Genomic DNA, 23296 nt, shown 5'->3' on the forward strand with positions numbered 1-23296 from the left:
GTCGTGGCAAACGACCGACTGGTGCGGATCTTCGTCGAGGTTCCCGGAGGGGGCCCACGGAGCTTCGGCTCGGGCTACCTGCTCGCGCCCAGGCTGGCGCTCACGGCTGCCCATGTGCTCGGGGAGGCCGACCGTGACGCGGCAACTGTGTGGCTGGCTCCGGCCGGCGGACCGGAGTGTCCCGCGACAGTGCGCTGGCACATCCTGGACGAGACCATCGACGCGGCTCTGGTCGAGATCAACGACGGCAACGGCTGGCAGCCCCCGGATTCGCTGGTCGAGCCGTCGGTTCGGCCACTGCAGAGATTCGGCCTCGTGATGGGCAGCCGTCCCTGTCCCGTCATCCTGGCAGGCTTTCCGCGCATGCAGAGGGATCCGGACGGCGGGCGCCTGGACGAACAGCTCAACGGCTCCATCACGCGAGGCAAAGGGTCCCTGGCCGGGCACTACGAGGTCTCCAGTACCGATCCCCTCCTCCCCGTCCACCGGCCCGCACTCGCGAACGGCACTCGCTGGTCCGGCATTTCGGGGGCCGCCGTACTCCACGACGGCGGCAAGGGCGGGTACTTGCTGTGCGGTGTCGTCAGCCACGACCGCCGGGCCGAGGGGGGTACCCGCCTCATCGCCACCCCCAGCGACTGTCTCCTCGCCGACGACGGTTTCCGCGCGGTGGTGGCCGAGCACACCGGCTGGGAGCCACTCCTCGAGCCGGCCGAAGCAGCAACCCTGTTCGCCCCGGCCGCGTCCACACGCAATCTGAAGTCACCGGCCGCCCTGCTGCGCGCCGATGCCGAGGCCGTCGCCTTCCACGGCCGCGACAGTGAACTCACCCGGCTGATCACCTGGTGCCAGGACGGACCGTCCGCAGTGGCGGTGGAGGTCCTGACCGGGCCGGGCGGGCAGGGCAAGAGCCGCCTCGCCCGCCGTCTGACCGAACTCCTCAGGCATCGAGGCTGGGTGACCGGGCACCTTCGATCCGACCTCACCGATCGCGACACACCGGACTTCACCGCTCTGGCCACAGCACTGCCCCTCCTGATCGTCGTGGACTACGCGGAGACACGTCCCCACCTGGTGCGCCGCCTCATAAGCAACTTCCCCCTCTCCCGTCACCGGGTACGGCTGCTCCTGGTCGCCCGGTCCGACGGGCCCTGGCGCACCGACCCGCTCAGCGAGGCGCCGGACGTGCGACAGGAACTCACCCACGCCCCGGGCATCAAACTCACCGCGCTCATCCCCCGTAGCCGCCCCCTTGCAGAACGGCACAGCGCGTTCCTCCGTGCGGCTCACGACCTCGCCCGCATTCTGCCCCGCATCCCGACGCTGCCCGAGTACGACTGGGCAGGACAGTCCGGGCAGCTCCAAGCACCTCATGACCTGACCCACCCCCGATACGACAATGCCCTCACCCTGCAGATGACCGCCTTGGTCGCCCTGCTTCAGCTCGGGCCCCGCCCTGCCGAGGTACCCGCCGGCACCCCGCCGGAGGAGATCCTCCTGCTCCATGAGAAGCGGTTCTGGAAGGACAGCGCCGAGACGCCCGCCTTCGAACTGCCCCTGTCCACCCGGGCCCTGGAGGCCGTCGTCGCGGTGGTCGTGCTGTGCGGAGCGGCCGACGAGGACGAGGCCGCCAAGGTGATCGGAGTGCTTCCCGACCTGCCCGGCCACAAGATCATGGACACTGTGGCCTGGCTGGCCGGCCTCTACCCACCCGATCCCAGCCGGTGCTGGGGTTCCCTCCAGCCGGACCGCATCGCCGAGTATCAGGCCTCCTCTGCCCTTTTGCGTGGGTACGTTCCGCTCCCGGCCCTCTTCGAGAAGTCCGCGCCTGCGCAACAGGCTCAGATCATCGTCGTCTTGGCCCGCGCGGCCATCACCCACTACAACTCCGGTCGCATCGAGGTGAGTCGGCAGGTCATGGGCGCTCTGGACTCGGCTCTGGACAGCGCACGCGTCACCTACGACGCGGCCTATGGCGCGGTCACCGCACTGCCCCTGTCGTCTCGAGTCATCGCCCCGCTCGTTCTGCGGCTGCGCCGGGGTCTGGCAAAGGCCGACCTGGAACTGGCTGACGAGCATCCCGCTCACGAACCTGTGCTGGCCACATCGCTCGACAACCTCGCAACCCAGTTGGGGCACGTGGGGCACAGAGCCGAAGCTCTCGCCGTCATCGAACGGGCGATAGAGATCCGGCGGCGGCATGTGGTGGACGGGGCGGACGGCGAGGAACACCGACTCGCGGTCTCGCTCTCCAACTACGGCATCCAACTGAGCGAACTGGGACGCAGGACGGAGGCACTGGCAGCGACCGGCGAGGCGTCGGCCGTCTGGCGCCGACTGGCCCAGGCTTCCACGCTCTACCAACCCCATCTCGCCGATTCGCTGTCCCACCTCGGCATCAGGCTGGCGGAGACGGGAGGCCTCGACGAGGGTCTCTCCGTCGGGCAGGAGGGAGTGCGCATCTGGCGCAGGCTCGCCGCCCGCAACCCGACGGCCTTCGCGTCCGCCCTGGCCGGCGCACTCTCCAATCTCGGCTTCCGGTTCTCGGACACCATGCGTCTGGACGAAGCGCTGACAGCCACCGAGGAATCCGTACGACTCTTGCGCCCCCTCGCGGCCCACGACCCCGACTCGTTCGAAGCCCAGCTCGCCGGCTCACTGTCCAACCTCGGGGTAGATCTGAAGAACCTGGGGCGTTGGGGCGAGGCGCTGGCCGCCGAGGAGGAGGCGGTGGAGATCAGACGCCGGCTCGTGGCCGAGAACCCGGCCGCCTACGAGCCCGACCTGGCACGCTCCCTGTCCAACCTGGACGAACAGCTAGCCCACGTGGGCCGTGTCCGTGAAGCCTTGGCCGCCGAGGAGGAGGCGGTGAACATCTTGCGCCGACTCGCACACCGCGACTTCACCGCCCACGGCCCCGGCTTGGGCAGGGGGCTCCACCGACTCGGCGTTCGGCTGTCGGGGGTGGGGCTCACCGATGCAGCCCTGCGCCGGGCCGAGGAGGCACTGGCGGTCTGGCGCCGGCTCGCCACGGACAACCCGGTCGTCTTCCGGGACGAGGTAGCGCGATCCCTGACCGCGGTCGGAGCTCATCTGATCAACGTGGGACGCGCGGAGGAGGGGCTGGACCTCACCGAACAGTCGGTGGCGATGTGGCGACCGCTGGCTACCGGCAATCGCGCATTCGAAGCCGACCTCGCCACGGCACTGACCAACCTCGGCACGCAGAGGGCCGAAGTCTTCGGCGGAGGCGAGGGCCGGACTGCCACCGAGGAAGCAGTGGCGATCTGGCGCCGACTGGCCGCCGAATACGCCGCCACCTACGCACCCGACCTGGCGCGCACACTGTCCCATCTCGCCCTGGATCTGTCACAGGCGCAGCGAGAGGGGGCGGCCTTCGTCTGTGCGTGGGAGGCGGCAGAAATAGGGCACCTTCTGGCGGCAGCCGACCCCGCAACCTACACGTACGACCCCGCCCGCTCACGGCGCCTACGGACCGAGCTGATGACGCTGGACGTCAACGAGCTCAAGGACGCGCTCAGGACCACGGGCCAGATCGTGGAGTTCTATCGCGGAAGGGTTGGCGAAAGCACTGTGGTGCTGCTGTGCCTGCACACCGTGCTGGGCCTCCAGGAAATTCTGCTTCGCAGAATCGGACTCAGGGAAGAGGCGGACCTGGTCCTCAGATGGCTCCGCGAGAACCCGGCCGACTCCGGTGCCGCATCGCCCCGGCCGGGTGATCGGCGTCCCACCCCCCAAACTCCCGGGTGATCCGCAGGGCCGCTTCCCGGCCGGGCTTCGGGACTGCCCTGACTCGGTGCGAGGAGCCCCCGCGAGCGGACGCCCTCAAGCCGCTGCTCAAGGCAATGACTCTCTGGACCATCAAAGGTCTTCTCCGCCCAGCAACCGGCGGGTGGTCTCCACGCCCCACTGGTCCAGGGACAGCAGGCGGTCGCTCGATGCTGTCAGGCCGCCGGTCGACGCCACGTGGGCGGCCCAGCGTTCGCGGGTCTCCACGGCGGGGCGGGCCATCAGGCAGTCGGGGTCGTTGACCCAGAGCCGGCCGTGCTGCCACTGGCGGGCGGCGCCGGTGAACTCGGCCGGGTCCTGGCCCGGTTGGCTGTAGTCGCCGGCCTCGGGGCGACGGTGCGGGGCCGTGTCGGGGCTGACCCGCATCGCGTCGAACAGGCCGACGGAGGGCAGGACGGGAGCCCCGCAGCCCAGCAGGTAGGCGTCCTCGCCGATGGCCTCGCGGATCAGCTCGATCCCGGAGCGGTACGCGGTGAGCGCGTCCGCGGCGGAGTGCCGTACGCCGTCCAGCGCGCCCGCGTAGAGGAAGTCGGTCTTGAAGTAGTCGTAGCCCTCGGCGACCAGGGTCCTGAAGACCGTCGTCAGGTACTCGGCCGCCGCGGGGTGGGTGGTGTCCAGGACGCACAGGTCGTGGCCCCAGTTGCGGCCGGCGTGCAGGAAGCCTCCGTCGAGGTCCTCGACCAGCCAGTCGGGGTGCTCGGCGGCCAGGTCGCCGGCCGGGTCGACCAGGAAGGGGGCCGTCCAGATGCCGGCCCGGCGGCCGCGTGCCCGGATCGCGTCGGCGATGCCCGCGCGGGAGCGGAAGCGGCCGGAGAGGGTGAGCCAGTCGCCGAGGGCCTTCTGGTAGCCGTCGTCGATCTGGACGACGTCCACGGGCAGGTCGAGGGTCTCCATCGCACGCAGGTTCTCGTGGATGTCGTCCTCGGTGACGTCGGTGAAGTACTCGTACCAGGAGCACCAGACGGTGGGCGCCGGACGCGGGGCCGCGACCCCGAGCCCGGCGGCCCACTCGCCCAGTACCGACTGGATGTCCGTGCCGGTGAACTCCTGCACCGCGCCGTCGGCCTCGACGTGCGCGGTGGCGCCGGCCACGGTCAGGCGGATCGACGGCACCGCACGCGTGGGTTCCGCCGCCGCCCACAGCTGTACCGGCGATCCGTCGCCCGGGTCGAGCGCCAGCAGCCCCTCGCCCTGGAAGGCGCCCTCGGGCACGGTGACGCCCGGCCGGTAGCAGACCGCCGCCCAGTTGTCGTTGGTCGGGCGGTACGGCTTGTCACCGAGGGCGTACGTGCCGCTGGGGCTCCAGGACTGCCAGCCCTCCTCGTGGACGCGGGCCCTGCGCGGGTCCACGGGCACCGAGGCGAGCGGGGTGAAGGGGTGGGGCACGGTGGTTCTCTCTCGGGTGCGGGCGGTCAGCCCTTGTTGGCGCCTAGGGTCAGTCCGCTGACGAACTGGCGCTGGAGCGCGAAGTAGACGATCAGGGTCGGGATGGCGGTGAGCAGGGCGCCGGCGGCGACCAGGTTGGGGTCGGTGAAGTACTGGCCGGAGAGGTTGTTCAGCGCCGAGGTGATCGGCATGTTCTCACCGGTGGAGATCAGGACGATGGCCCAGAAGAAGTCGTTGTAGATCCAGATGGACAGCAACGTCGCCAGGGCGGCCATCGCGGGCTTGCACAGCGGCAGCACGATCTGCCAGTACATCCGCCATACCGAGGCTCCGTCGACCAGGGCGGCCTCGGTCAGCTCGTGGGGCAGCATCCGCATGTAGTTGGACAGCACGAAGGCGCAGAAGCCGGACTGGAACGCCACGTGGATCAGGACCAGGCCGAGCGCGGAGTCGTACAGCTTGCCGCTCATCGTGATGCCGGGCAGGTCGATGAGCAGGTACATGCGGTACAGCGGGGTGATGATGACCTGCTGCGGCAGCAGGTTGCCCGCGGTGAAGACCAGCAGCAGGAAGATGTTGAGCCGGAAGTCGAAGCGGGAGACGTAGAACGCCACCATCGAGGAGACCAGCAGGGTCAGCAGCACGGCCGGGATCGCGATGATCAGCGTGTTCCCGAAGTAGTGCAGCATGTCGGACTGCTGGAAGGCGTTGGTGAAGTTGTCCAGGCTCAGCTTGTCCGGCCAGGAGACGTAGCCCTTGGTGCTGGTCTCGCCGTAGGGGCGCAGGGCCGCGAAGACCGCCCACAGCAGCGGGGCGAGCCAGGCCAGCGAGGTGACGACCAGGAACACGTGCAGCAGGATCCGGGCCGGGCGGACCGGGGTGCGCTGCTTGGCCGGCGCGGTCAGGGTGCTCATGCGCGCCGCTCCTTCCGGAAGGTCGCGATCAGGTACGGGATGATGACGACCAGCGAGATGACCAGCAGGACCACGGCGATCGCGGAGCCGTACCCGATCCGGCTGGACTCGCCGATGATGTTGTTGGTGATCAGGATCGACAGCAGCTCGGTGCCCTGGGCGCCCTTGTTGAAGACGAACACCAGGTCGAAGGCGCGCAGCGCCTCGATGATCGTGACGACCAGGACGACGGTGTTGGTGGGGCGCAGGGTGGGGAAGATGACGTTCTTGAACGTCTGCCACTCGTTCGCCCCGTCCAGGGCGGAGGCCTCCCTGAGGGAGGGGTCCACGCCCTTGAGGCCGGCCAGGTAGAGGATCATCATGTAGCCGGTGTGCCGCCAGGACGCGGCGATCAGCACGGCCCACAGGTTGAGCTTGGGGTCGCCGATCCAGTCGATGTAGTGGCCGGGCTTGTTGGCCCCGATCAGGCTGTTGATCAGCCCCGTGTCGGGGTTGTAGACGAGCTGCCACACGAACCCGGTGACCGCCAGCGAGACCACGACCGGCAGGAAGAACGCGGTCTGGTAGACGCGGGAGAACCGGATGTTCTTGTCGAGCTGCACGGCCAGGAACAGGCCGAGGGGCGTGGGAATCAGGATGAGCACCACGAACCAGATGACGTTGTGCTCGACGGCGGGCCAGAACTGCGGGTTGTCGGTGAAGAGCTGACGGAAGTTGTCCAGCCCCACCCACTTGATGGAGTCGAAGCCGATGCCGTCCCAGCTCGTGAAGGCCAGGGCGATCGAGGCCAGGGCGGTGACCCAGACCAGGGCCACGTGCAGGACCGTGGGGACGCCCGCCATGAAGGCGAGCGTGATCCGGTCGCGACGGGTCAGCAGGCGCTTGTGGCCACGCGGGACCCGCTTGACAGGGGCAGCGCCCGAAGGCGGCACGGCGGCCGCCTCCGGGCTCTTCTCGGTGATGTCGGTAGTCATTCAGCCGCTCAGCTCAGGAGGACGCGAAGATCGTCTTCTTCTGGCGTTCGATCGACGACAGCAGACTGTCGACGCCCTTGGGGTTCTGCAGGAACTTCTGCAGCGACGGCTGCATCACCGTGGAGGTGAAGTCCGGACGCGAGTCACGGTCCATGAACTGGGTGAGGCTCTTGGCGCCGGAGATCATCTCGTACGCCTTCTTCTGCAGCGGCGTGTAGGAGGAGGTGTCGGCCTTGCTGGAGGCGGCCACCACGCTGGAGTCGGCCTTCAGGTAGATCTGCTCCGCCTCCGGGGTGCCCAGGTACTCCAGGAGCTTGGTGACGCCGGCCTTGTTCTTGGGCGCCTTGGAGACCATGAAGCCGTCGGTGGGCGCCTCCACGGTGTCCTGCCCGTACGCCGGGTTGATCTCCGGGAAGGCGAAGAAGTCCAGGTCGTCCAGGTCGGCCTTGTTGGTGAACTGCTGCGCCACGAAGGAGCCCAGCAGGTACATGCCCGCCTTCTTGGACACCAGCGTCTGTGCCGCGTCCTGCCAGGTACGGCCCATGAAGCCGTCCTGGTGGTAGGGCAGCAGCTCGGCCCAGTGGTCGAAGGCCGCCTTGACCTTCGCGTCCGTCCACGCCGCCTTGCCCGCCATCAGCTCGACGTGGAAGTCGTAGCCGTTGAGGCGGAAGTTGATCTGGTCGAAGGTGCCCATCGCCGGCCAGGCGTCCTTGTCACCGAACGCGATCGGGACCAGGCCGTCCTTCTTCATCTGCTTGCACAGCGCGACCAGCTCGTCCCACGTGGTGGGGACCTCGTAGCCGTGCTGCGCGAAGACGCTCTTGCGGTAGAAGATCGCCCACGGGTACGTGTACAGCGGCACGAAGTAGTACTTGCCGTCGGCGCCCTTGGACAGCTTCTGCATCGCGTCCGGGAAGTTGGCGCCGATCTTCTGCCACACGTCGTCTATCGGCGAGGCGAGCTTCTTCGCGGCGAAGAACTGCATCCGGTAGCCGGCGAACCAGTTGAACACGTCGTCCGGCGTGCCCTGGAGGTAGGAGTTGATCTGCTCCTGGAAGGTGTTGTGGTCCTTGGTGTTCACGTCGACCGTGATCCCGGACTGCTTCTTGAACGCCGCGTAGATCTCCGCGAACGCCTTCTTCGGCACCGCGTCCGACGCGTTCGACCCCAACGTCACGGTCTTGGGGTCGCTCGAGCTGCCACTGCCGCCACAGGCCGACAGCAACGGAATACCCGCCCCCAACAGGGCGGCCCCTCCCACCCCCTTGAGCACACCACGACGGCTGGGCGAGGGCAGGGAAGACGAGAAGTCACGCATGGACGGCTCCTGAAGGCAGGGGTCCGGTCATGGAGGGGTTCGGAGACCGGTCTTAATCGACCAGAAACCAACTTGACCGAACACGGTGGCGCAATGACAGCGTTATGTCAGGTCATGCGTCAATAGCTTTCGAACTGATTTGTCGAAACGTGACCGACATCCCTGCCTCCCGGTGACCCAGGAGTCCCGCCGCCGACCCGCGGTTCAGTTGTAGGCGGCGAAGGCCTTGGAGAAGGCGAACGCGCCCTGCACGACCGAGCTGCAGGTCGCGTCGGCGGAGGGCTTGGCACCGCCGGGGCACTGCTTGTCCCGGGTGGCGGACCACATCGAGAGCCAGCCGAGCCCCTTCGCCTTGGCGAAGCTCACGAGCTGGCCCGCGTCCTCGACCGTGAAGATCTCCGAGGCCACGTCGTTGACCCCGATCATCGGCGTCACGGCGACCGCTTTCCAGGCCGCGCTGTCGGACAGCCCGAGGACCCCCTTGACCTGCGCCTGGGTGGCGGTGGCGGCCTGCTCGGCGTAGGTGCCCATGTCACCGCTGTACGAGGCCCCGTAGTCCATCGCCATGATGTTGACGGTGTCGATCCGCACGCCGTTGGACTTGGCGTTCGCGAGCAGGTTCACACCGTCCTGGGTGAGGCCCTCGGGCATCACGGGCAGCGTGAAGGAGACGTCCAGGTCCGGGTGGGCCTGTTGGATCCTGGCGATCGCCTGCGCCCGCCGGGTGTTCGCCGCCGTGTTCGGCAGCGCCCCGCCCTCCACGTCGAAGTCGACCTTGGTCAGGTCGTAGGCGTCCACGACCTTGCCGTACGCCGCCGCGAGCGCGTCCGCCGAGGAGCAGGTGGTGGCCAGCTCGGAGCCGGAGGCGCCGCCGAAGGAGACCCGGACGTCACCGCCCTTCGCCCGCAGAGCGCCGATCTGCGCGGCCACGGCGTCGCTCGTCAGCTCGCTGACCCCGCCCCACTTGGGGGTGCAGCCGCCGCCGTCGGTGACGAAGGCGAGATTGTAGTCCTTCACACCGGTGGCGTCGGCGGCGGCCAGGAGGTCGAAGGCGGGGTAGAGGGAGGTGTCGACGTAGGGGGCGAAGCCGTCGCCGCCCGAGGGGGCGGAGGTCGGGGTGGGCGCGGGAGTGGACGGGCCGGACGGAGTGGCGGTGGGGGTCGGGGCGGGTGTGCCGCTGCCGCCGGTGGCGCAGTCGCCGCCGTCGACGAGGCAGCCCGTGGGGTCGCCCGTGCCGTTGACCACGAAACCGACCGTCACCGACTCCCCCGGGGCCAGACCGTCGGTGTCCCACTGGGGCGGCTTCACCAGGACATGGCGCCCGCTCACACTGGACTCCCCGTTCCACAGGGACCCGAGCGTGGTTCCGCCCGGCAGGTCGAACTCCAGCTTCCAGTCCTTCTCCGCCGAGCCGCTGTTGTTGGTGACGACGTACTGCGCGGTGTAGCCCGTCGACCAGTCGCTCGTCCTCGTGTACGCGGCGCCGATCCCCGCCGCCTGGGCGGTACCGCCCAACAGGACCGCTCCGGTCCCCACCACGGCGGCGGCGACCACCCCGCCGATCACCTTGTTCCTGCTGTTCAGTCTGCGCCGATGCATGCTCATGGCGAGGCACGCTAGCGACCTGGAATCGGGCAAATGACCTGATCAGGACGGGCGTTGGGGATCTTAGGGCGCGCTTAAGGAAGGGATCGGGGTCGGTTAAAGGTCGAGACCAGTCGGCCGGTGCGGCGCCGGCGCACCCGGTGTCCCCGGCGCACCGGTTCGCGTCCGTCGAGCTGGATCCAGATCCGCACCTCGGTGCCGCCCAGCACCGACGACCCGATGCGCACGTCCCCGCCCGTCGCCTCGGCGAGCCGCCGCACGATGTCCAGGCCGAGCCCGGTCGAGCCGGTGCTGCCGGACCCCCGCCCCCGCGCCATGGCGGCCTCGGGGTCGCGGATGCCGGGGCCGGCGTCGGAGACGAGCACGATCACCGCGTCCTCGCCGTTGTGCACGTCGACCGCGAAGGCGGTGCCCTCCGGGGTGTGCCGGAAGACGTTGCCGAGCAGGGCGTCCAGGGCGGCCGCGAGGTCGGCCCGGGCCACGGGGATGCGCACCGGCCGCTCGGTGCCGGCCACCCGCCACTTGCGGCCCTCGTCCTCGGCGAGCGCCGACCAGAAGCCCATCCGCTCCCGGACCACCTCGGCCGCGTCGCACCCGGCGCCGGGCCCGGCGGCCGCGGTCTGCGGCTTGGCCTCCCGGGCGGTGCGGATGATGGTGTCGACCTCGCGCTCGAGCTGGGTGACCGCCGCCCGGGTCTGCTCGGCGGCCGGGCCGTCCCCGAGCGAGGCCGCGTTCAGCCGCAGCACGGTCAGCGGGGTGCGCAGCCGGTGGGACAGGTCGGCCGCCAGTTCCCTTTCGTTCGCCAGCAGTTGGACGACCTGGTCGGCCATGGAGTTGAACGCGACGGCCGCCAGCCTGAGTTCGTTCGGCCCCTCCTCCGGTACCCGGGCGCCCAGTTGCCCCTCGCCCAGCTCGTGGGCGCCCTCGACGAGCCGCTGCGCGGGCTGCACCATCCGCACGCCGAGCCGGTCGGCGACCGCGACCGAGCCGACGACGAGCGCGATGCCGACGCCCGCGAGGACCGCCCAGGCGGTCGCGACGCCGTTGCTCACCTCGGACTCGGGGACGTAGACCTCGACGACGGCGATCTCGCCGGAGCTGAGCGCGACCGGCTGGAGCAGGGTGGAGCCGCCGGGCACCTCGGTGGTGGAGGCACGGCCCAGCCGGCGCACGGTCGCGATGTCGCCGGCGGCGGCCCGCTCCCGTCCGATGTCCACGGCCCGCTGCCCCGCCCCCGCCGGTATGTGGACGGCCATCCCGGAGTCCGAGCCCGCGGAGGCGACGACCCGCTCCAACTGGTCGCGGTCGGTGGTGATGGACAGGGCGGGGGCGACGGCGGCCGCCTCCCGCTCGGCGTTGGAGAACGCGCGGTCCCGGGCCATCTCCTTGATGACGAGGCCGAGCGGGACGGCGAAGGCGACCACGACCATGGTGGTGACCGCCAGACAGACCTTGACCAGTGCCCACCTCACAGCGGCAGCCCCCCGCCCGGCGGTTCCAGCTTCACGCCCACGCCCCGCAGGGTGTGCAGATAGCGGGGCCGCGCGGCCGTCTCGCCCAACTTGCGCCGCAGCCACGACAGATGGACGTCGATCGTCTGGTCGTCGCCGTAGGACTGCTGCCAGACCTCCGCGAGGAGTTCCTTGCGGGGGACGACCACTCCGGGCCGGGCGGCCAGGAAGGCGAGCAGGTCGAACTCGCGGCGGGTGAGGTCGAGCCGGACGCCGTCCAGTTCGGCCTGGCGGCGCAGCGGGTCGACGCTCAGACCGCCGACGCGCAGCACGGTCTCGGGCGGCGCGTCCCCGCCGGCGGCCCGGGACCGCCGCAGGACGGCGGACATCCGCGCGGAGAGGTGTTCGACCGAGAAGGGCTTGGTGAGGTAGTCGTCCGCCCCGGCGTTCAACAGGCGGACGATCTCCGTCTCGTCGTCCCGCGCGGTGGCGATGATGACCGGGACGTCGGTGATCCCGCGCAGCATCTTCAGGGCCTCGGACCCGTCCAGATCGGGCAGACCGAGGTCCAGGATCACCACGTCGAAACGGAAATGGGCGACCTCGCGCAGCGCCTCCAGCGCCGTCCCGACGCTGCGCACGGTGTGGGCCGCGTCGGTCAGGTGCCGGATGAGCGCCGAGCGCACGAACTGGTCGTCCTCGACCACGAGCACACTTGCCATGCGCCGCACCGTACGCGATTCGGGCGAGCACGGTCGGGGCCTGTGGACAACTCAGTCCGGGTGCGGCCCGTGAGACGCGTGAGGCAGTATGGCGGGCGATGCGCAGAGGACTCGTACACGTACTGGCTTGGACGCTCGCCACGGGCGCGGCGGTCACGCTGTCGTGGTGGGGCGTCCACACGGTCATGGCGGGCACGGCCTACGACCCGCCGCGCGCCCTGCCCATCACGGCGGCCGAGGCGACCACGCAGGAGTCGAAGCCGCTGGCGTCACCGACGCCGACGCCGAGCGGGCGGGCGACCCCGTCGAAGAGCCCCGTGCCGACGCCGAGGGCCACGTCCGCGGCCCCGACCCCTTCGCGGAGCCCCTCGCCCACCGCCTCCGGCCAGGTCAGGAGCTACGACACCGACGGCGGCCGCGCGGTCTTCGACCTCGGTGCGAAATCGGCGACGCTGGTGTCCGCGACGCCGGGCCCGGGGTGGTCGATGCAGGTGTGGAAGACGGAGTCCTGGATCCGGGTGGAGTTCGCCTCGGGCGCGGACCGGGTGTCGGTGTTCTGCACCTGGCACGACGGACCGCCACGGGTGGAGATCGGCACGTACTGAGTCAGCGGAACACGGAGGGCGGCGGCGCCGGTGAGGCCACCGCCGCGGCGTCCGTCACGGGTACGGCCCCGCCGGTGAAGTCGCGGAGCGCCCTGCCGTGTTCGACGCGGCCGGGGTGCGGGTCGGAGGCGGCGCGGCGGGTCAGTTCCGCGACCGGCAGGGGGGCGTCGGAGGCGACCAGCACGGCGTTGCCGAAGCGCTTGCCGCGCAGGACCGTCGGGTCGGCGACCAGGGCGAGTTCGGGGAAGCGGGCGGCGGCGGTGGCGATCTGCCCGCGGAGGTGGGCGAGCGGCGGCCCGTCGGCGAGGTTGGCGGCGTAGCACCCGCCCGGCCTGAGCGCCCTGCGGACCTCGTCGAGGAACTCGGTGGAGGTGAGGTGTGCGGGGGTGCGGGCGCCGCTGAACACGTCGGCGATGACGAGGTCGGCCCATCCGTCGGGGACCTTGGCGAGTCCCTGGCGGGCGTCGACGGACCGCACTCGTATCCGCGCGGTCGGCTCCAAGGGAAGCTTCTGCCGCACCAGTTGGACGAGGGCCGCGTCCCGCTCGATCACCTGCTGGGTGGAGCGGGGGCGGGTCGCGGCCAGGTACCGGGCGAGGGTGAGGGCGCCTCCGCCGAGGTGGACGGCGTGCACGGGCTTGTTGGCGGGCGCGACCAGGTCGATGACATGGCCGAGCCGGCGCTGGTACTCGAAGGACAGGTGCGTCGGGTCGTCCAGGTCGACGTGGGACTGCGGCGCCCCGTCGATGAGCAGCGTCCACGCGTGCGTGCGCTCGCGGTCGGGGATGAGCTCGGCCAGACCGCCGTCCACTGGTTCCACGACGGCTTCGGCGGATCTCCTGGACTTTCCCACTCCGCCATTATCCGCGGCGGGGGTGCCTTCCGCGTCCGCGGGCCGGCGGGGGCCGGTCGCACGGCCCTTCGGGGCGGGTCCGCGTCACTGGCAGTTGTCCGCGGCCTCGATCAGTCTCGCCGCCTCGTCCAGTGCCGCCCGCAGCACCGTCGGGTCCGTCGCCAGATCGGCGTCCCCCGGGGGCAGCAGCCAGTCCGAGCCTTCGACGGGAGGCTCCGGAGCCAGCCGCAGCCCGCGGCCGTCGGTCTCCGTGCAGGTGCTGCCGGGCACGTCCCACGCGGCCGCCGTCCCCGGTGGCACCAGGAACCCCAGTGTCTGGCCGCCGCCGTCGTGCAGCACCGGCCCGACCCCCTCCCCCACCCCCCGCCGCAGGATGTCGACGGCCTCCAGGCCGTGTCGCGTCGGCACCGTGACAACGTCGCACGACACCGGCGTACAAGGATCGACGCTCCGGCTGATCTCCATCGCGGCCTCCACCAAGGAACCCTCGTCCGACTCCGAGAGGTTCAACGCGCGCCGGCGTCAACGGCTACGGCGGAAGTCCGCCGCAAAGGATGGCAGTTCATGGCGGATCCCGGATGAGATATCCGGTTTGTAGCCAAACCCCGCATGACGACCCGGACACAACAGGTACGTTCTTGCCCGCCGGAAACAGGGCGTGACACTGACAAACCAGTCAACTCGCCTCACCTCCGGCATGGTTCGACGGTTCGCACGAGAGGACCCGGCCATGGCGTCGTCAATGGTGACCTCGTCCCAGTCCCCCACACCACCGCGGCCGAACCTCGCGTTCCGGCGCCTGCGCGGACAGCGCTCGCCGGCCGAGTTCGCCGCGGCGGTGCGGCGGGCCGCGCGCGAGATCGGCGAGAGCGTGAGCTGCGACGCGCGCTATGTGGGTCGCGTCGAGGCGGGCGAGATCCGCTGCCCCAACTACGCGTACGAACGGGTGTTCCTGCACATGTTCCCCGGCCGCACGCTCACCGACCTGGGCTTCGCCTCCCGCGCGTCCGTACGCGGACGCCGGGCGCGCACCACGGGTGAGACGCAGGGGACGTACGAACCGTATGACACGCAAGACACGCAGGACCCTGACGAGACGTACGACAACTACGAGGAGAGCGACGTGCTGCGTCGCGCATTCATGACCGGCGGGGGCGCCACCGTCGCCGCCGCCTCACTGGGCCCCATCGGCCTCGCCCTGGACGCCACGGCCGCCGGACGGCCGGTCCGTCGGGCCGGGACCGGGGAGGCGGGTGCCCTGGAGGAAGCCGTACGCAGGATCCGGTTGCTCGACGACCGGCACGGCGCGGATGGCCTGTACCAGCGCGCGGCGGCTCCGCTGCGCGCCGCCTACGCGCTCCTGGACGCCGGTGCGACCCGGCAGACCACCGCCGACCGGCTGCACTCGGGCGCGGGCGAACTCGCCATCTCGGTGGGCTGGCTCGCACACGACTCCGGGCGGTACGACGACGCCCGCTCGCACTACGCCGAAGCGCTCGCGACGGCCCGGGTGACCGGGGACGACGCCCTGGAGGCGCACGCCTTCTGCAACACCGCCTTCCTCGCGCGCGACTCGGGACGGCCCCGGGAGGCGGTGCGCGCCGCGCAGGCCGCGCAGCGGGTCGCCCGGCCCCTGAGTTCGTCCCGGCTCATGTCCCTGCTCGCGCTGCGCGAGGCGGGCGGCTGGGCGGGGCTCGCCGACCGCACCGGGTGCGAGCAGGCGCTGGCCCGCGCGCAGGCCTACTTCGAGCGCGGCCTCTCGGACGCCGACCCCGAGTGGATGAGCTTCTACGGCGAGGCCGAGCTGGAGGGCCTGGAGGCGCAGTGCTGGTCCACGCTGGGCGACTGGTGCCGGGCCGCCCGGCACGCGCGCCGGGCGGCGGATCTTCAGGACCCGCACTTCACCCGCAACATCGCGCTGTACACCGCCGAACTCGCCGACGACCTGGCCCGCGGCGGCCGCCCCGACGAGGGTGCGGCGGCGGGGCTGCGGGTGCTGGAACTGCTGGGCGAGGTCCAGTCGTCCCGCGTCCGGACCATGCTGGCGGCGACGGCGAGGGTGCTGCTGCCGCACCGACGGGCCTCGGGGGTCTCGGCGTTCCTGGAACGCCACGCCTCGCTGCCGCGGACCGCGTGAGGGGTTGTTCTTCGCCCGCGGGCCGGTGGGGGCTGGTCGCGCGGTTCCCCGCGCCCCCAAAAACAGTGGGTACAGCTCGGCAAGACGTGACTGCACCCACCCAGGGGCGCGGGGAACTGCGCGAGAAGCCCCACCGGCGCGCAGTCGAGCAACTACCCCAGATGCCCCAGGTCGTTCCAGCTCTCGATCGCCGGCTCCCCGTAAGCCCAGCCCAGCACCGAAAGGGACGTCGGGTTCAGCCGTATCCGTGCCGCGAAGGCAACCGGCAGTCCCAGCCATCGCGCCCCGATGGACCGCAGGATGTGCCCGTGGGCGAACACCAGGACATCCCGGTCCGCCGACCGCGCCCAGGCGACGACCTCGTCCGCGCGGGCGGTGATCTCCGCGAGCGACTCCCCCTCGGGGACGCCGTCCCGCCAGATCAGCCACCCCGGCCGCACCGCCTGGATCTCGTCCGGGGTCATGCCCTCGTAGGCGCCGTAGTCCCACTCCATGAGCGTGTCCCAGGTGGCCGCCCGCTCCCCGAACCCGGCGAGTTCACAGGTCTCCCGCGCGCGTGCCAGCGGGCTCGTACGGATCTCCACCCCCGCGAGGCCGTCGTACGGGGGCCGGTGCAGCCGCTCGCCGAGCAGCTTGGCGCCCTGCCTGCCCTCCTCCAGGAGCGGTACGTCGGTCCTGCCGGTGTGCTTTCCGGACAGCGACCACTCGGTCTGTCCGTGCCGGGCCAGCAGGATGCGCGGTGCCATGAAGAAACCTTTCCGGGGGAAAGCGGAGGCGGAACACCTCCATCATCGCGCACCCTGTGGGAGGGCAACCCGACGGGCGATCCCAGCGTCTTTGAGGGCCGAAGGCGCTGCGTGGGGGCACTCCACAAGGGCCCGCACATACGCCGTAAAGTGGCACGACCGGACGACGACCGCCGGAAGCCGCGCGAAACGAAGGGGGACAGGATCGGATGCCGCTGACCGAGACACCAGGCACCGAGGCGGTCCCGCGCACGCGGCTGCGCTGGTGGACCGAGCTGCCCCTGATCCTGCTGGTGTACGCCTGCTACAGCGCCGGACGGCTTCTCGCCAGGGGCGATGTCACGGGCGCCGTCGACCACGGCCTGGCGATCCTCAAGATCGAGAAGTTCCTGTTCCTGAACGCCGAGCACCCGCTCAACCGGCTCTTCACCGACCAGGCCTGGATCGGCGTACCGGCCGACTTCTGGTACGCCTCGCTGCACTACCTGGTCACGCCGGCCGTCCTGGTCTGGCTCTTCCGCTCCCGCGCCCTGCACTACCGCGCGGCCCGCACCTGGCTGATGACGTCCACCTTCATGGGCCTGATCGGCTTCACCCTGCTGCCGACCTGCCCGCCCCGTCTCCTCTCGGCGGGCCACGGCTTCGTCGACACCATGGCCCAGTACAGCTCGTACGGCTGGTGGGGCGGCGAGGCGAGCGCCCCGCGGGGCATGGGCGGCATGACGAACCAGTACGCGGCCATGCCGAGCCTGCACGTCGGCTGGGCGCTGTGGTGCGGTGTGATGCTGTGGCGCTACGGCAGGACGCGTACGACGAAGGCCGCGGCCGTCGCCTACCCGCTCATCACCACCATCGTGGTCATGGGCACCGCCAACCACTACTTCCTCGACGCGGTCGCGGGCGCGGCCGTGATGGGGCTCGGGTTCCTGCTCGCCCCGTACGTCAGCCGGGCGGCGGAGCGGGCCACGGCGGGCGTCCGCGCCCGGATAGCGACCGTATCCGTGGCCTCTCGCGACGCAGAGACCTCGATTGTCAGTGGCGGATGCCAGACTTCCGCGGGTGAGCACATTCCACGGCAGCGCGAGTCACGCTTCCCAGGCGGAGCCGAACCGAGTGCCGCTCCCACGGACGCGGGGGACGGCGCTCCGGCAGCGGCTCGCTGAGCTGCGCGGTCCCGAGGTACCGGCCAAGGCACTGGACGCGCGCGCCCTCGCGGCCCTGGCCGCCAACCCCGGGTGCCGGCGGCGCGCGATCCTCGACGGGGCCGGGGTGAACAAGACGGCGCTGGCGAGCGCGCTGGGCTCGCCGTCCGCCTTCGGGCAGTCGCAGTTCGCCCTGACCCGGGGCAACGCCTTCGAGGCGAAGGTCAAGGCGGACGGCGGCGCGGAGCTGCTGCGGCTGGTGCACGAGCGGCTGGACCGCGGCGCCGAGCCGCCCGACGGGGCCCAGGTGCCCGACCTCACCGCGATCGGCCCCGAGGGCCGTACCGCGCGCACCGCCCTCGCCCTGCGCGAAGCCACGGAGTCCGCGGGGTGGTCGCTCCTCGACCACCCCATGCTCGCGCTGGACGTCGCCGGCTCGGCCGCCTTCCTGGAGCCCGACGCGGTGGTCGTGCACCCGGACGGGAGCTGGACGGTCGTGGAGATCAAGTCCTTCCCGATGCTGGACGGTTCGGCCGACCCGTCCAAGGTGGGCGCGGCCGCCCGCCAGGCCGCGGTGTACGTCCTCGCGCTGGAGGAGGTCGCCGCCCGCCTGGACCCGGCGCCCAAGGTCCGCCACCGGGTCCTGCTGGTCTGCCCCAAGGACTTCTCCAACCTCCCCACCGCCTCCGCGGTCGACATCCGCAAGCAGCGCGCGGTCACCGCCCGCCAGTTGGCCCGTCTCACCCGCATCCAGGACATCGCCGACGCGCTGCCCGACGGCACCTGCTTCGCCCCCGACCTGCCCGTCGCCGAGCTGACCGCCGCGGTCGAGTCGGTCCCGGCGACCTACGCCCCCGAATGCCTGTCCGCGTGCGAACTGGCCTTCCACTGCCGGGACCGCTCCCGCGCGGCCGGCGCGGTGACCTCCCTGGGCCGTTCGGTGCGCGCGGAGCTCGGCGGCCTGACGACGGTCGAGGACGTCCTGGCGGCGGCCCGCGGCGAGGCCGGCGATCCCGACGACCCGGCGGTGGCGGCGCTGCGCAGAGCGGCCGAACTGCGCGCGGAGGCACTGGGGGTGACCGCGTGTCGCTGATCGCCACGCTCGCCCGTCTGGAGGCCGTCAGCACCGGCCGCGCCCAGCCCGCCGCGACCGTGCGGCACCGCCATCTCTCGGACCACCCGCTCGTCCTGGTCCCGCTGACCACCGCGGGCGAGGCCGGTGCCCCGCTCGGCGCGCTCGTGGGGACCGACCGGGACGCCCCGCACCTCCTCGTCGTACCGCAGCCCCGGGACCGTGACCTCAGGTTCGCGTTCCTGGCCGAGCTGGCGGACATCGTGCTGCCGTACGTCGACGCACACGCCGAAGCCGTGGAGGCCGCCGAGCGCAACGAGACCGATCCGGAGACCGGCAAGCGGGTCAAGGTCGAGGTCGAGCTGTGCGCGGACGCCCCGCAACTGATCCTGCCGAGCCGCGCGGGTGTCGACTTCGTACGGCTGCTCGGGCGCTCGATGCGGTTCCGGCGTACGGCGGAGCAGGACCCGGAGACGCCGTACCCGGCCCCGCCCCGGGTGCCGTTGCTGGGCCGGTGGCTGACCCACTTCGGGGAGCGGGCCCGGGTGCCGGGCTCCTCACTGCTGCTGGCGATGACGGACGTGCTGGCCCGGCACTGGTCGACCGGGCAGTCCACCCTGGAGGACCAGCACCTGGGCGCGCTGCTCGCGTGGATCGACCCGCCGCAGGGCCGCTCGGGCGCCGAGGCCGCCCTGGAGGCCGAGCTCGCCCGGGACGACCGCGGCCAGTTGCTGCACCCGCCCGCCGGCCCCGCCACCGACCCGGCGTTCGACAACAAGCTGCTCGCCCCGGCCCTCGAGCGCTACGACCGCGCGCGTACCGCGCTCGCCGCCGCCGAGGACGGTCTGGAGGCCGACGACCGGCTCGGCGCGCTCACCGCCGCCGAGCGGGAGATCCGCGCGCTCGTCGCGCACCACACCCGCCCCACCTGGGACGCGGTGTGGCGGGGCGTGGACCTGCTGCGGGCGCTGCCCGAGGGGGCGCATGTCGAGGAGCGGTGGACGCGCGACCGCTGGTCGTTCACCGGCCACCGCGACCGGGTCGTGGCGGGCGAGCCCCCGCAGCCGCGCCGCGACGACGCGGTCACCGCCGCCAACAAGCTCGCCGCGCGCGAGCGCGAACAGGCCCGTCTGGAGGCGCAGGAGGCGCTCGACGACCCGCTGGTGATGGCGGGGCGGCGGCTGGCCGGGGAGGCGTTCGCGGGGGAGGTCGTCGACGTGGAGATGACGTACAGCGAGGGCAAGCGGCCGAGCCCCCGCCCGCTGGTGACCGTGCGCACCGACGACCGGCCGCACCTGGGCGAGCGGGCCAAGGTGTACCGCTCGCTGGGCGGCAAGCCGCAGTCGGCCGAGTTCGTGGGCTGCGAGGAGGAGGGCGCGCTGATCGTGCTCAAGGTGCTCGACAAGATGGGCCGCGGCAAGGAGCCGGAGACCGGGTCCGTCCCCGAGAAGGGCGACCGGGTGTGCTTCACCCTCTTCGAGCACGAGCAGCGCGGCGGCGCCAAGCTGCCCGACCCGGAGAACACGCCGTGGACGCACGGCGGGCCGCCCGGTGAGGCCGTGCCGGAGACGGCCGATCCCGTGACCCCGGAGGACGTGCTGTGACCACCCCGGCCCCCAGGGGCCACCGGGCCTTCGACCCCGGTGCCGAGGCCACGCGGGCCACCGACGCGATCCTCCACGACACCCTGCACGGCACCCACCGCGGAGTCGTCGTCGACTCCCCGCCCGGCGCCGGCAAGTCCACCCTCGTCGTCCGCGCGGCGCTGGAACTGGCCGACGCGGGGCGCCCGTTGATGGTGGTCGCGCAGACCAACGCCCAGGTCGACGACCTGGTGCTCAGGCTCGCCGAGAAGAACCCCGAGCTGCCGGTGGGGCGGCTGCACAGCAGTGACGCCGACCCGTACGACAAGGCGCTGGACGACCTGCCCCAGGTCCGCAAGTCGGCGAAGGCCGGCGATCTGACCGGGCTGCCCGTGGTGATCTCCACGGCCGCCAAGTGGGGGCATGTGAAGGTCGACGAGCCCTGGGCGCACGCGATCGTCGACGAGGCGTACCAGATGCGCTCGGACTCGCTGCTGGCGGTGGCGGGACTGTTCGAGCGGGCGCTGTTCGTGGGCGACCCCGGCCAGCTCGATCCGTTCGCGATCGTGGGCAGCGAGCAGTGGGCGGGGCTGTCGTACGACCCCTCGGCCTCGGCGGTGACGACCCTGCTGGCCCACAACCCCGAGCTGCCGCAGCACCGGCTGCCGGTGTCCTGGCGGCTGCCCGCCTCGGCCGCGCCGCTGGTCTCGGACGCCTTCTACCCGTACACGCCCTTCCGCAGCGGCACCGGCCACGAGGACCGGCGGCTCACCTTCGGCGTCCCCTCGGACGGCTCAGGTCCGGACCGGGTGATCGACGCGGCGGCGGAGTCCGGCTGGGGCCTGCTGGAGCTGCCCGCCCGGCACACCCCGCGCACGGACCCGGAGGCAGTGCGGGCCGTGGCGACCGTCGTACGGCGTCTTCTCGACCGGGGCGGGGCGGCCACGTCGGAGCGCTCGCCGGACCCCGCGCCGCTGACGGCCGACCGGATCGCCGTGGGCACGGCCCACCGGGACCAGGCGGCGGCGGTCCGCGCGGCACTGACCGACCTCGGCGTCACGGACGTCACCGTCGACACGGCGAACCGTCTCCAGGGCCGCGAGTACGACGTCACGGTCGTCCTGCACCCGCTCTCCGGCCGCCCCGACGCCACCGCCTTCCACCTGGAGACGGGGCGGCTGTGCGTCCTGGCCTCGCGCCACCGCCACGCGTGCGTGGTGGTGTGCCGGGCGGGTGTGAGCGAGCTGCTGGACGACTACCCGTCCACGGAGCCGGTCCAGCTCGGCACCCTGGTGAAGTTCCCGGACGGCTGGGAGGCGAACCACGCGGTCCTGGCCCGTCTCGCGGAGCACCGGGTGCCGTGGCGTCCCTGACGGCCCGTACCGCCGCGGGCACCAGGCCCTCTTGCACGGGCGCGGGACAATGGACGACGGCCCTCCACCGACGGGCCGACGGTACGGACGACGTACGAGGAGGATGAAGACATGGCGGAGCCCACGCCGCGTCGGAACGAACCGCGGCTACGCCCCGCGCCCCTGCTGTTCGAGCCCGCCCAGGTGGCCGACGACCCGGAGCACTTCTTCGACCTGGAGTCGATCGACGACCCGCGCGCGCTGCTGAGCCGGTCCACCGAGCTGGCGCAGGCCTTCCGCGCGGCGGCGGACCGGGCCGTGGAGTTCCAGGCGATGGCGGCGGCCCAGTTGGCCGACCCCCGGCGCTTCGACCGGCTCACGACGGCGGACATCGCCGAGGGTGCCGAGTGGACCGAGGACTACGCGAAGAAGATGGTGGAGTTCGGCCGGGACCTGCTGCGCGGCGCGGAGGGCGGGGCGGGTCACGCGGACCCGGTCTGAGCGACGGCCTCCCGGGCGGGCCCGTGGCCGCCGACGATCCCGCTCTGGCATATGCCAGCCGGGCAAGATACTCCTCACCCCTCCCTCCTGTCCCGAATTCCCGCAACCCTGAGGAACCGAGCGCTCACGCCGGGTAGATGTAGACGGCATGAGCACTCGCGACGAACCCTTCTCCGACCGCTTCGACGTCTCCGGCGTCACCGCGGACGGGGCCGCCTGGCTCGCCTCGGCAGGAACGTATCCGCGCAGCACCCTGTCGTTCTGGGAGGAGCGCCCCGCCGCCCCGGTCGTCCTGCCCTGCGGCACCGCCTTCGACGTGGTGAGCGCCCCCGCGATCTTCGGACGCCGGATGCTCGACCGGCTGTGGGACGAGGGACCCGGCTCGGGGCCGGTGGCGACACTCCGGGGCCGGATGCTGCTCTTCGCGGCGCCGGGCACGGCTCAGCGGCTGCCGTCCCTGCTGCGGTGGGAGGAGTGCGGCCGTACGGCGGCGATCCCGCCGCTGCTGTGCCACGGCACCGGAGACGCCGTGACCGTGCCGGCCCCCTTGGGCGCCGCGAAATCCGCCCTGACCTCCCGCTGGCTGGTCGGCCCCGACACCGGTCACCCCTGGCTGCCGGGCCCCGAGATCCTGCTCTGGGCGGCCGTCCGCGCGGCGCGCACCGCCGTGCGGATTTCGATTTTTCCCCCGGCCGATCAGGATGCTAAGGTCTACGACGTCAGCAGGCGCCGCTAGCTCAGTTGGTTAGAGCAGCTGACTCTTAATCAGCGGGTCCGGGGTTCGAGTCCCTGGCGGCGCACAGACACCGAAGGCCCCTCGCACGAGCGGGGGGCCTTCGGCTTTGCGTCGACACACTCCGACGGCCCCGGCGGGATCCGGGGCACGACAGGGGCGGCCGGGGGTCCGGGGGTTGCCCCCGGGAAGACACAGCATCAGCGGGTCCGGGGTTCGAGTCCCTGGCGGCGCACAGACACCGAAGGCCCCTCGCGCGAGCGGGGGGTCTTCGGCTTTGCGTCGACACACTCCGATGGCCCCGGCGGGATCCGGGGCACGACAGGGGCGGCCGGGGGTCCGGGGGTTGCCCCCGGGAAGACACAGCATCAGCGGGTCCGGGGTTCGAGTCC

The 23296-nt window shown here is 71.7% G+C and carries 19 protein-coding genes and 1 tRNA gene; 10 read left to right on the top strand and 10 right to left on the bottom strand.

Annotation, left to right across the window (positions count from 1 at the left end; translation table 11 throughout):
• Nucleotides 1-3 precede the first annotated feature (3 nt).
• On the top strand, nucleotides 4-3771 hold the full coding sequence (locus tag ACZ66S_RS03690) for a tetratricopeptide repeat protein (RefSeq protein WP_469899390.1): 3768 nt from the start codon (nucleotides 4-6) through the stop codon (nucleotides 3769-3771).
• Nucleotides 3772-3882: 111 nt separating this feature from the next.
• On the opposite strand, the gene ACZ66S_RS03695 is transcribed toward ACZ66S_RS03690, so the two are convergent.
• From ACZ66S_RS03695 to ACZ66S_RS03725, 7 genes are all read right to left on the bottom strand, one after another.
• Nucleotides 3883-5196 (bottom strand): glycoside hydrolase family 36 protein, encoded by a 1314-nt coding sequence (locus tag ACZ66S_RS03695; RefSeq protein ID WP_469899392.1) that lies wholly within the window; start codon nucleotides 5194-5196, stop codon nucleotides 3883-3885.
• A gap of 26 nt (nucleotides 5197-5222) precedes the next feature.
• Nucleotides 5223-6110 (bottom strand): carbohydrate ABC transporter permease, encoded by an 888-nt coding sequence (locus ACZ66S_RS03700; protein WP_469899394.1) that lies wholly within the window; start codon nucleotides 6108-6110, stop codon nucleotides 5223-5225.
• Nucleotides 6107-7084, bottom strand: coding sequence for a carbohydrate ABC transporter permease (locus ACZ66S_RS03705; RefSeq protein WP_469899395.1), 978 nt, complete (start codon nucleotides 7082-7084; stop codon nucleotides 6107-6109). The genes ACZ66S_RS03700 and ACZ66S_RS03705 overlap by 4 nt, the downstream gene beginning before the upstream one ends.
• Before the next feature lie 13 nt (nucleotides 7085-7097).
• Complete coding sequence (locus ACZ66S_RS03710; RefSeq protein ID WP_469899397.1) at nucleotides 7098-8402, bottom strand: ABC transporter substrate-binding protein; 1305 nt, start codon at nucleotides 8400-8402, stop codon at nucleotides 7098-7100.
• Nucleotides 8403-8606: 204 nt separating this feature from the next.
• Entirely contained in the window at nucleotides 8607-10007 is a 1401-nt protein-coding gene (locus ACZ66S_RS03715) for a glycoside hydrolase family 18 protein (RefSeq protein ID WP_469899398.1), read from the bottom strand.
• Between the two features lie 74 nt (nucleotides 10008-10081).
• Nucleotides 10082-11479, bottom strand: a complete 1398-nt coding sequence (locus ACZ66S_RS03720; RefSeq protein ID WP_469899399.1) for a sensor histidine kinase — start codon at nucleotides 11477-11479, stop codon at nucleotides 10082-10084.
• On the bottom strand, nucleotides 11476-12180 hold the full coding sequence (locus tag ACZ66S_RS03725) for a response regulator transcription factor (RefSeq protein ID WP_469899401.1): 705 nt from the start codon (nucleotides 12178-12180) through the stop codon (nucleotides 11476-11478). The genes ACZ66S_RS03720 and ACZ66S_RS03725 overlap by 4 nt, the downstream gene beginning before the upstream one ends.
• Before the next feature lie 98 nt (nucleotides 12181-12278).
• Between ACZ66S_RS03725 and ACZ66S_RS03730 the strand changes: the two genes are divergently transcribed.
• Nucleotides 12279-12785 carry a hypothetical protein gene (locus ACZ66S_RS03730; protein WP_469899403.1) on the top strand — a complete coding sequence of 169 codons (507 nt, stop codon included), beginning with the start codon at nucleotides 12279-12281 and terminating at the stop codon, nucleotides 12783-12785.
• 1 nt (nucleotide 12786) lies between these two features.
• Here ACZ66S_RS03730 and ACZ66S_RS03735 read toward each other — a convergent pair whose 3' ends face one another.
• Nucleotides 12787-13638 (bottom strand): spermidine synthase, encoded by an 852-nt coding sequence (locus ACZ66S_RS03735; protein WP_469899404.1) that lies wholly within the window; start codon nucleotides 13636-13638, stop codon nucleotides 12787-12789.
• Nucleotides 13639-13722: 84 nt separating this feature from the next.
• Nucleotides 13723-14103 (bottom strand): hypothetical protein, encoded by a 381-nt coding sequence (locus ACZ66S_RS03740; RefSeq protein ID WP_469899406.1) that lies wholly within the window; start codon nucleotides 14101-14103, stop codon nucleotides 13723-13725.
• A 265-nt stretch (nucleotides 14104-14368) separates the two neighbouring features.
• Here ACZ66S_RS03740 and ACZ66S_RS03745 point away from each other — a divergent pair, with 265 nt between their 5' ends.
• The gene (locus ACZ66S_RS03745) at nucleotides 14369-15775 is read left to right on the top strand and encodes a tetratricopeptide repeat protein (RefSeq protein ID WP_469899407.1); all 1407 of its coding nucleotides are present in this window, start codon (nucleotides 14369-14371) and stop codon (nucleotides 15773-15775) included.
• 152 nt (nucleotides 15776-15927) lie between these two features.
• Here the strand turns inward: ACZ66S_RS03745 and ACZ66S_RS03750 are convergent, their stop codons facing one another.
• Complete coding sequence (locus ACZ66S_RS03750; protein ID WP_469899409.1) at nucleotides 15928-16521, bottom strand: histidine phosphatase family protein; 594 nt, start codon at nucleotides 16519-16521, stop codon at nucleotides 15928-15930.
• Between the two features lie 209 nt (nucleotides 16522-16730).
• Here ACZ66S_RS03750 and ACZ66S_RS03755 point away from each other — a divergent pair, with 209 nt between their 5' ends.
• The 7 genes from ACZ66S_RS03755 (at nucleotide 16731) to ACZ66S_RS03785 (ending at nucleotide 22971) form a co-directional block, all read left to right on the top strand.
• Nucleotides 16731-17684: a phosphatase PAP2 family protein gene (locus ACZ66S_RS03755; protein WP_469899411.1), complete on the top strand. Its 954-nt coding sequence runs from the start codon at nucleotides 16731-16733 to the stop codon at nucleotides 17682-17684.
• Nucleotides 17635-18756, top strand: coding sequence for a hypothetical protein (locus tag ACZ66S_RS03760; protein WP_469899413.1), 1122 nt, complete (start codon nucleotides 17635-17637; stop codon nucleotides 18754-18756). The genes ACZ66S_RS03755 and ACZ66S_RS03760 overlap by 50 nt, the downstream gene beginning before the upstream one ends.
• Nucleotides 18747-20339, top strand: a complete 1593-nt coding sequence (locus tag ACZ66S_RS03765; RefSeq protein WP_469899415.1) for a hypothetical protein — start codon at nucleotides 18747-18749, stop codon at nucleotides 20337-20339. Before ACZ66S_RS03760 ends, ACZ66S_RS03765 begins: the two co-directional genes overlap by 10 nt.
• A complete protein-coding gene (locus tag ACZ66S_RS03770) occupies nucleotides 20336-21691 on the top strand; it encodes an AAA domain-containing protein (protein WP_469899416.1) in 1356 nt (451 codons plus the stop codon). Before ACZ66S_RS03765 ends, ACZ66S_RS03770 begins: the two co-directional genes overlap by 4 nt.
• Nucleotides 21692-21802: 111 nt before the next feature.
• Nucleotides 21803-22171, top strand: coding sequence for a hypothetical protein (locus ACZ66S_RS03775; RefSeq protein WP_469899418.1), 369 nt, complete (start codon nucleotides 21803-21805; stop codon nucleotides 22169-22171).
• Between the two features lie 148 nt (nucleotides 22172-22319).
• Nucleotides 22320-22907: a bifunctional DNA primase/polymerase gene (locus ACZ66S_RS03780; protein ID WP_469899420.1), complete on the top strand. Its 588-nt coding sequence runs from the start codon at nucleotides 22320-22322 to the stop codon at nucleotides 22905-22907.
• A tRNA-Lys gene (locus ACZ66S_RS03785) sits at nucleotides 22898-22971 on the top strand. The genes ACZ66S_RS03780 and ACZ66S_RS03785 overlap by 10 nt, the downstream gene beginning before the upstream one ends.
• The last annotated feature ends 325 nt before the right edge of the window (nucleotides 22972-23296 follow it).

Source organism: Streptomyces sp. NPDC107471, assembly GCF_055582845.1.

Excerpts from the sequence above, each read along its gene's own strand:
- ACZ66S_RS03725 (WP_469899401.1), bottom strand. The coding sequence starts at position 12,180 with ATGGCAAGTGTGCTCGTGGTCGAGGACGACCAGTTCGTGCGCTCGGCG.
- ACZ66S_RS03740 (WP_469899406.1), bottom strand. The coding sequence starts at position 14,103 with ATGGAGATCAGCCGGAGCGTCGATCCTTGTACGCCGGTGTCGTGCGAC.
- ACZ66S_RS03745 (WP_469899407.1), top strand. The coding sequence starts at position 14,369 with ATGGCGTCGTCAATGGTGACCTCGTCCCAGTCCCCCACACCACCGCGG.
- ACZ66S_RS03705 (WP_469899395.1), bottom strand. The coding sequence starts at position 7,084 with ATGACTACCGACATCACCGAGAAGAGCCCGGAGGCGGCCGCCGTGCCG.
- ACZ66S_RS03780 (WP_469899420.1), top strand. The coding sequence starts at position 22,320 with ATGAGCACTCGCGACGAACCCTTCTCCGACCGCTTCGACGTCTCCGGC.
- ACZ66S_RS03710 (WP_469899397.1), bottom strand. The coding sequence starts at position 8,402 with ATGCGTGACTTCTCGTCTTCCCTGCCCTCGCCCAGCCGTCGTGGTGTG.
- ACZ66S_RS03700 (WP_469899394.1), bottom strand. The coding sequence starts at position 6,110 with ATGAGCACCCTGACCGCGCCGGCCAAGCAGCGCACCCCGGTCCGCCCG.
- ACZ66S_RS03730 (WP_469899403.1), top strand. The coding sequence starts at position 12,279 with ATGCGCAGAGGACTCGTACACGTACTGGCTTGGACGCTCGCCACGGGC.
- ACZ66S_RS03755 (WP_469899411.1), top strand. The coding sequence starts at position 16,731 with ATGCCGCTGACCGAGACACCAGGCACCGAGGCGGTCCCGCGCACGCGG.
- ACZ66S_RS03750 (WP_469899409.1), bottom strand. The coding sequence starts at position 16,521 with ATGGCACCGCGCATCCTGCTGGCCCGGCACGGACAGACCGAGTGGTCG.
- ACZ66S_RS03715 (WP_469899398.1), bottom strand. The coding sequence starts at position 10,007 with ATGAGCATGCATCGGCGCAGACTGAACAGCAGGAACAAGGTGATCGGC.
- ACZ66S_RS03775 (WP_469899418.1), top strand. The coding sequence starts at position 21,803 with ATGGCGGAGCCCACGCCGCGTCGGAACGAACCGCGGCTACGCCCCGCG.